Raw genomic sequence first — 6,020 nt, 5'->3', positions numbered from 1 at the left:
CCAGCTGCTCGCCCAGCTGATCGCGCGCAGCCTGGCCACCAAGGGCTGGCTGTAAACCCGGATGCATGAAGGAACAAGAACCATGAACAAGACATTCAAGTGCATCGCGCTGGCAGGCTGCGTGGCCGGCCTGTTCGCCAGCGGCGCGGCGAGCGCGCAATCCGCCGGCTCGTGGCTGGTGCGGGCCGGTGCGGTGCGCATCGACCCGAAGGTCGACAGCGGCGACCTGAGCGCGCCGGCCTTCCCCGGCACCAAGGCCGATGTCGACTCGAGCACCCAGTTCGGCGGCGGCATCACCTACATGTGGACCGACAACTTCGCGATCGACCTGCCGCTGTCGATGCCGTTCAAGCACGACATCAACGGTGACGGCGCGATCGCCGGCGTCGGCAAGATCGGCGAGACCAAGGCGCTGCCGATCACGCTGATGGGGCAGTACCGCTTCCTGGAAGCGAGCTCGCCGTTCCGCCCGTACGTGGGCGCCGGCATCACCTACGCGAAGTTCTACAAGGAGAAGGGCACCGCGACGCTGACCGRCCTGACCGGCGGATCGAGTGCCAACCCGACCACCTTGAAGGTCGATTCGAAGTTCGCCCCGACGATCCAGGTCGGCGCGAGCTACAGCTTCGACGAGCACTGGTTCGTCGATGCGACGGTGCTGAAGACTTTCCTGAAGACGACCACGACCTTGTCGACAGGGCAGACGCTCGACATCAAGCTGGACCCGCTGACCACGGCGGTGTTCGTCGGCTACCGCTTCTGATCGGAGCGGTGTCGTGCGAAGGCCCTGCCGCTGACCGCGGCAGGGCCTTTTTCATGGGGCATGCCGAATGCCGAAGCCGGAACCTTTGCGTCGAGTCCGGTCACCCAGTGCGATGCACAACACGACCCTTGCCTTGCAAGGCAGCGGCGGCACCTGCCCGCTGTCATCGATCCACCCGGGCACCCGGCTGCCACTCGACCCGGTGCCGTGGCAACGACAGGGGGTTGTTCGCGCGGCGCGGCAGGCGCGCACGAAGGCGCAGGCGACGCTGACAGCGACACCGACGTATGGGCAGATGGTGGGCGAGTGGTGGTCGGCGAGGGTGTCCGGCGCATGGCGATGGCTGACGGCACCCGGCACGGCGCAGCGGCAGCAGGGCCGGCACCAGGCGATGCTCGAGGCGATCCGCCGCGCTCAGCGCCAGGTGGGCGCGGTGCTGCACAACGGCGTCCTGCAGATCGGCCTGCCGGTGGCCGGCGCGGCAGAGGCCGGGTCGGTTTGCCCCGTCGTGTCCCCACGCATCCTCTTTCCCGAGACGCTCGACGACTTGCGCTGGCATGTCGACCCGGCACATTGGGTGATGGCGCCGAGCCCGTCGCTGGAACAGGCCGGAGACAGTTCGCTGTCCGGCGTGCTGGTCCTGGTCGCCGATGCCAATCACCACGACCCGCTTCTGCAGGATCGCATCCGGTCTGTCGTGCACGACCTCTGCCGCGTGCGCAGCGGCCCGGCGCGGGACATCCTCTTCGTCGAGGCCGACGAGAAAACATTGCAGCAGGCCTCGAACATCGCGTACGGCGTGGCGGCGGGTGCGGGAAGCAGTGTGGTTCTCGTCGATGTGGGGGCGGAGAGAAAGACCGACTCCGACCTGAGGGACCGGTTGCTCGGGGCGGTCATCGATCGCCTCGTCCACTGCATCGGTCGTGTGAGAGAGCTTCCGGGCGGCGAGGCATTGCAGTGGACGCCTCCACCGTCGTGGACCGAGGCCTCGCTGAGGGCGGTCGAGGCTGAAGTTCTCGGCAAGATCAAGGCGCGCTGGCCGCAGGTGATGGAAGGTGCCGAGTACGAGCGGCTGACGCAAGCCGTGTCGCAGGCCCTGAACAGCTTCGCGGGCGCAGTGGCAGCGAACAGCCATCAGCGCTCCGTGGACATGGCGGCGTTGATCGCACGCCAGATCTCGGCGGACCGGCGCGACGGTGTCGACAGGCGCTATGTCGCCCCGCTGGGCCTCGGGCACATCCGGGACGTCGTCGAAKCGCTGGCAGCGCACGGCGTGACCCGCCACGTGCTGCTGTTGCCGGCGGGATACCTCACGCCGCGAGCCGACCTCATCGAGGCTTCCAGGGAAAACACTTCAACGATGACGCCGGGGCATCTGACGATCGCCGAGCTTCGGCAAGCCGTGGCCGACGACTACAAGCTCATTCCCGGCCGCGGCCTCGGCAAGCACCGGTCCCTCGATGGCTTGATCGTGCTGATCGGCGAACATGGCCACCACACGCCCGATGCTGCGACACGGGCCGTCAAAAGCATCTGGCAGCCCGGCGACCTGCACTTCGTTGAACTGCCGGAGCCCTATCTGCGCAGCGGGCAGCTGGACCACCATTTGCGCGGGATTCCGGTCGTGCAAGCGGACGCGGATGGCGGATCGGTGGGCATGGATGACTTCGAGCTCGGGCTGCAAGTCGAGACCTCGATGGGCCAGGTGGCCAAGGCCCTGCGTGAACTGATCGGGCAACTGGTCCTCGGATTGGGCCCGGAAGCAGCTTCCCGCCACCAGACCCACGCCGTCGCGACTCTCGAGGAGCTGCGCCTGCAGAGGGACGGACTGCGGACCGAATACGAGAAACGCTTTTCCGGACGCAATCCTGGCGACGAACGGGTCCGCGTGCTGGCCGAGCAACTGCAACGCGAGGAACTCGCGCTGGAGAAGCTGATCGACGGGACCCTGCATCGTCGCTCTGATTACATGACCCGCATCATCCTGGGCCGCGTTCAGTCGGATCGCTCGACAGGCACGTCACCTCGCCGGGCCTACGTGGCCGTGCCGGGCGCCGCCCATCTGCAGCGGATGGCCGAGGTGTTGCAGAAAAGCGGTCATCCCTACGTCCTGCTTTGTCCCCGCGCCGTCAGCCACTTGATCGATGTCTGCCGCTGAGGTCACGCCGCCAGAGTCAAGCACTCTCTCGTGCTGTGCCACAAGCACTGGGACGGCAAGGGTGAAATCTGCGTCCAGGGGATGGAACCCGCGGCGCGGCGCGGCGACTCACCACGTCATGCAGCCTCCATCCTTCAACTCGACAGCAACGCATTGGCGCCAGTCGCCCGGATCCTTCGGCGCTGATGCCCCATGCCGAGGAACGCCGTGGACGGCACCGCCTGCAGGTTCCGGGCGTTCCAGGGCTTCCTCGGGGCCTCGCAGGCCCTTCGTCGACAAGGCCACCCGCCACAGACGCATGATCGAACGCATCAAGCGGCAGCAGGCCGCTGCCGGTGTGCGCGTCGCCGTGGTGGAGGCCGACACGGGTCTGGTGCCGCGGCTCTCGAACGGATGGCGGCAATTGCTCGCCACCCTCGATGCCTGGAACGATGCGCTGCATCCCTCCTGGACCCTGCTGCCTGTCGAGCAGGCTCGCCCCCAGGACGAGGTGTGCGCCACGAACGGCGATTGCGCAGACCGGCTGCCTGGGCACGCTGGCATCGATGAGTTGACGGGCTTCGTCGGTCAGGCGTTCACGCTTCGGCAAAGCCCTGCACTGGAGCGGCGGTCCGATCGATCCCTCGATGGCGTGGTGATCCTGGTCGGCGATCCCGACCACGACGACGCCGACGTCCAGAAGCAGATCGGCGACCTGGTCCGCTTCCTGTATCGAGGCGGGGACTTTCATTTCATCGAGTGCCCGCCCGAGCGGGTGCCGAAGAAGCGATCGATGTGGCGCGGCATCCATCCGCCGGGGAAGGGGCGCCCTGGCGGAACGATCGGCATGGACGACGCCGACCTGTCTGCGAAATCCGAGGGTTCCTCGAAGGCATTCACCGAGGCATCGCGTGAGCTGCTGCGCTGCCAGCTTGAACTTCTCGGTCATGACGAAACTCCGGACGGGCGTCCGTTGTCGGCGATGAGCCACCGTGAGCTGGGGGCCTTGAGCGCAGCGCTGGACGACGAGGTCGAGGAACGCGGGCTCCTGATGAAGCTCGCCCGCGACAGCGACTATGCGAAGCTCGTCGACGACTGGATCCGCGCGGGTTGGGCCTATCAGGAATCGGTGCGTCAGTACGCCGACCGCCGCTCCGTCAAGATGGCGCAGACGATCGCCTCGCACCTGCAGGCGGATCCGCGGATCGCTTCAAGCTTCAGCGCCGTCGCGACGGTGGGCGCCGGCCACCTCGACGCGATGGTCGCCGAGCTGCTGAAGCAGGGCATCACCGACTTCCTCGTGCTGTGCCATGCGCGCAGCCGCGATCACGGCCACGCCAAGGTCTGCGACGAGGCGTTCAAGCCGCCAGCTTGAACACCGCCACCGTGTTGACCAGGTCCTGCGCCTGGGCCTTCAGGCTCTCGGCCGCGGCCGCGCCCTGCTCGACCATCGCGGCGTTCTGCTGCGTCGTCGTGTCCATCTGCGTCACGGCCTCGCCGATCTGCGAGACGCCGGTGCTCTGCTCGCTGCTCGCGGTGCTGATCTCGCCGACGATGTCGGTCACGCGGCGGATCGAGTTCACCACGTCCTGCATGGTCGTGCCGGCGCGGTCCACCAGCACCGTGCCCTGCTCGACGCGCTCGACGCTGGTCGAGATCAGCGCCTTGATCTCCTTGGCCGCATCGGCGCTGCGCTGTGCCAGCGTGCGCACCTCGCCGGCCACCACGGCAAAGCCGCGGCCCTGCTCGCCGGCGCGCGCCGCTTCCACCGCGGCGTTCAGCGCCAGGATGTTGGTCTGGAACGCGATGCCGTCGATCACGCCGATGATGTCGACGATCTTCCTCGAGCTGTCGTTGATGCCCTTCATCGTGTCGACCACCTGGCCGACCACGTCGCCGCCCTGCGCCGCGACATCGCAGGCGTTCTGCGCCAGCACGTTGGCCTGGCGGGCGTTGTCGGCATTCATGCGCACCGTGCTCGACAACTGGTCCATCGCGGCGGCGGTCTGCTGCAGCGCGCTCGCCTGCTCCTCGGTGCGGCCGCTCAGGTCATTGTTGGCATGCGCGATCTCGGCCGATGCGGTGGCCACGCCTTCGGCATTGCGCCGCACGTCGCTCACCAGTTCCGACAACCGGTTGCGCATGCCGCCGAGTGCGCCCAGCAGCTGCGCGCATTCGTCGCGCCCCTCGGCATGGATGGGCTTCGACAGATCGCCGCCGGCGATCGCCTGCGCCGAATCGACCGCCTGGTGCAGCGGGCCCGTCATCGAGCGTGTCGCGAGCACCGCCAGCAGCAGGCCGGCCAGCACCGCGAACACCGCGCCGCCGGCCAGGATGCGCTGGCCGCTCACGGCCACCGCCATCGTCTGCGCCTGGCTCGCGGCCAGCTGCTCGTCCATGTACGCGTCGACAGCGGCCAGGCCCTTCAGGTACTCCTGCGCGAGCGGCTGCAGCTCCTTGTCGACCTGCCCTGCCACGTCGTCGCCGGCCTGCTTGCGCTTGAACAGCGCGCTGCGCGAGACGCGGTAGGCCTCGCGGCGCGTCGCCACGTCGGCCATCAGCTGCTTGCCGGTGCCGTCTTCCACCAGCTCGTCGAGCTTCTTCTGCATCTCGCTGATCGAGGTGGAGGTCGCGTCCATGTCGCGCTTCAGCGTCTCGATGTAGCCGGCATCGCTCGCCTTCAGCGAGGCGGCGGTGCGCACCCAGTTCAGGTTGATGTTGGCGGCCCAGCGCGCCGCCAGCGACTGGCGTTGCATCTCGGTGGTCGCCAGTGCCTGGCTGGCCGTCTTCAGCGTCTCCAGGCGCCACACGCCGATCGTCGACACGAGCGCGGTGATCGCGAGGATGAGCCCGAAGGCCATGCCCAGCCGCTGGCCGAGTTTGAGGTGATTGAGCTTCATGGAAGCGGCTTTCCGTCAGTTGAACAACAAGGCTTGCAGCCCCGCAGCGATCGTAAAAAGATGACGGATGTACCAATGCGGCGAATAGGTGCGTATTCTGCCATCAGTTCGCACCACGCTGGGGCCAGCGTGTAGGACAGCGGCGACAAACGGTGGCGCTGCCCGACTACAGCGGGATGCGTTTCCGGCCCGCTTGGGAAATCGGGCGCGGTCCTTACCG

At 67.6% G+C, this 6,020-nt stretch carries 4 protein-coding genes; 3 read left to right on the top strand and 1 reads right to left on the bottom strand.

Annotated features, from left to right (window positions below; translation table 11 throughout):
- The first annotated feature begins 82 nt into the window (after nucleotides 1–82).
- The 3 genes from AC1D01_RS17220 (at nucleotide 83) to AC1D01_RS17210 (ending at nucleotide 4,275) form a co-directional block, all read left to right on the top strand.
- Complete coding sequence (locus tag AC1D01_RS17220; RefSeq protein WP_477868333.1) at nucleotides 83–763, top strand: OmpW/AlkL family protein; 681 nt, start codon at nucleotides 83–85, stop codon at nucleotides 761–763.
- 112 nt (nucleotides 764–875) lie between these two features.
- Nucleotides 876–2,921, top strand: a complete 2,046-nt coding sequence (locus tag AC1D01_RS17215; RefSeq protein ID WP_477868331.1) for a hypothetical protein — start codon at nucleotides 876–878, stop codon at nucleotides 2,919–2,921.
- A gap of 298 nt (nucleotides 2,922–3,219) precedes the next feature.
- Nucleotides 3,220–4,275, top strand: coding sequence for a hypothetical protein (locus AC1D01_RS17210; RefSeq protein ID WP_477868330.1), 1,056 nt, complete (start codon nucleotides 3,220–3,222; stop codon nucleotides 4,273–4,275).
- Here the strand turns inward: AC1D01_RS17210 and AC1D01_RS17205 are convergent.
- Nucleotides 4,259–5,800 carry a methyl-accepting chemotaxis protein gene (locus tag AC1D01_RS17205; RefSeq protein ID WP_477868329.1) on the bottom strand — a complete coding sequence of 514 codons (1,542 nt, stop codon included), beginning with the start codon at nucleotides 5,798–5,800 and terminating at the stop codon, nucleotides 4,259–4,261. The genes AC1D01_RS17210 and AC1D01_RS17205 overlap by 17 nt on opposite strands.
- Between the last annotated feature and the right edge of the window lie 220 nt (nucleotides 5,801–6,020).

Source organism: Rhizobacter sp. P3_B12, from assembly GCF_056402895.1.
The sequence above is the reverse complement of the archived record's forward strand: the minus strand, read 5'-3'. Positions and strand labels throughout refer to the sequence as shown.

Excerpts from the sequence above, each read along its gene's own strand:
- AC1D01_RS17210 (WP_477868330.1), top strand. The coding sequence starts at position 3,220 with ATGATCGAACGCATCAAGCGGCAGCAGGCCGCTGCCGGTGTGCGCGTC.
- AC1D01_RS17205 (WP_477868329.1), bottom strand. The coding sequence starts at position 5,800 with ATGAAGCTCAATCACCTCAAACTCGGCCAGCGGCTGGGCATGGCCTTC.